Origin of the sequence: Paratractidigestivibacter sp., assembly GCF_052362415.1 — a bacterium.
Taxonomy (GTDB): domain Bacteria; phylum Actinomycetota; class Coriobacteriia; order Coriobacteriales; family Atopobiaceae; genus Paratractidigestivibacter.
On the sequence record NZ_DAWEMK010000091.1, the window covers coordinates 6,461 to 7,606 of the forward strand.

At 64.8% G+C, this 1,146-nt stretch carries 2 protein-coding genes; both read right to left on the bottom strand.

Features of this window, described 5'->3' with window-relative positions:
• Positions 1-136 precede the first annotated feature (136 nt).
• Positions 137-829 carry a phosphate signaling complex PhoU family protein gene (locus ACT84W_RS08450; protein ID WP_444328886.1) on the bottom strand — a complete coding sequence of 231 codons (693 nt, stop codon included), beginning with the start codon at positions 827-829 and terminating at the stop codon, positions 137-139.
• Between the two features lies 1 nt (position 830).
• A partial coding sequence (locus ACT84W_RS08455) for a phosphate ABC transporter ATP-binding protein (RefSeq protein ID WP_444328887.1) occupies positions 831-1,146 on the bottom strand: 316 nt, incomplete at its 5' end.

Sequence of the window (1,146 nt, forward strand, 5' to 3'; positions counted from 1 at the left end):
CCTGAACTCGGCGTCGTTCGCACACCCCTTCGCCTCGATGCCGCCTTGGCCTAAGGCGTACACCGTCAGCTCGCGGATGTTCTTGTCGTCCTCGACGTAGTAGACCACGTTCTCGGCTCCCATCACTGACGCTTCCCTACTGCTCGAGCCTGCCGGCCTGGCTGGCCTTCTCCTCGACCTTGTGCTCGCCGGTCACGCGGAAGATGGCCCACGCGGCGACGCGCTTGGAGAGGTCGCCGATGCGCTCGAAGTACTTGGCGACCATGAGGAGCTCGGGCAGGTACTTGGCCGAAGACTTGCCGTCGCGGATGAGCTTGACGATCTTCTCTTCCGAGTCGGCGTACAAAGAGTTTACCTTGTCGTCGGCCTCGATGACCTTCTGAGCGAGCTCGACGTCGGAGTTGACGAAGGCGTCGACCGCGTCGGAGACCATCTGGGCGCTCTTCTCGCTCATGGCGATGAACTCGTCTTTGAGCTTATCGGAGGCCTTCTCGGGCACCTCCTCGACGAGGAAGGCGGCGTCGCGGGTCATGCCGTCGATGTGCGAGAGGTCCGAGACGATGCGAAACGAGCCGGAAACGAAGCGCAGGTCGTCGCCGATGAGCGGCTGCTGGAGCAGCATCGCGTCAAGGCAGGCGTCCTCGATGCCCTGGCGCAGGCGATCCTCTGCCTTGCGGCCGTTGGCCACGCCCTCCTGGGCGCCGCGGTCGCCCGTGGCGGCGAGGCCGGCGGCGCGGACGTCCGCCACGCACTTCTCCTTGAGGCGGACGACGAGATCCTGGATGCCATCGAGCTGCTGCGAGAACTTGGTACGGGTCTGCATAACCATATCAGCTGAACCTTCCTGAGAGATATTCCTGCGTACGGGTCTGCTTGGGGTTGGCGAAGAGCTCCTTGGTCGGCGCGGCCTCGATGAGCTCGCCGAGGTAGAAGAAGCAGGTCTTGTCGGCGACGCGGGTCGCCTGCTGCATGTTGTGGGTCACGACGACGACCGTGTGGTCCTCAGAGAGCTCGCTCATGAGCTGCTCGACCTGGACGGTGCTGATGGGGTCGAGCGCGGAGGTCGGCTCGTCCATGAGAAGCACCTCGGGGTTGGTGGCCAGGGCGCGCGCGATGCACAGGCGCTGCTGCTGGCCGCCGGAGAGC

Bases quoted from the DNA above. Each gene is read 5' to 3' on its own strand.
- ACT84W_RS08450 (WP_444328886.1), bottom strand. From the start codon at position 829: ATGGTTATGCAGACCCGTACCAAGTTCTCGCAGCAGCTCGATGGCATC.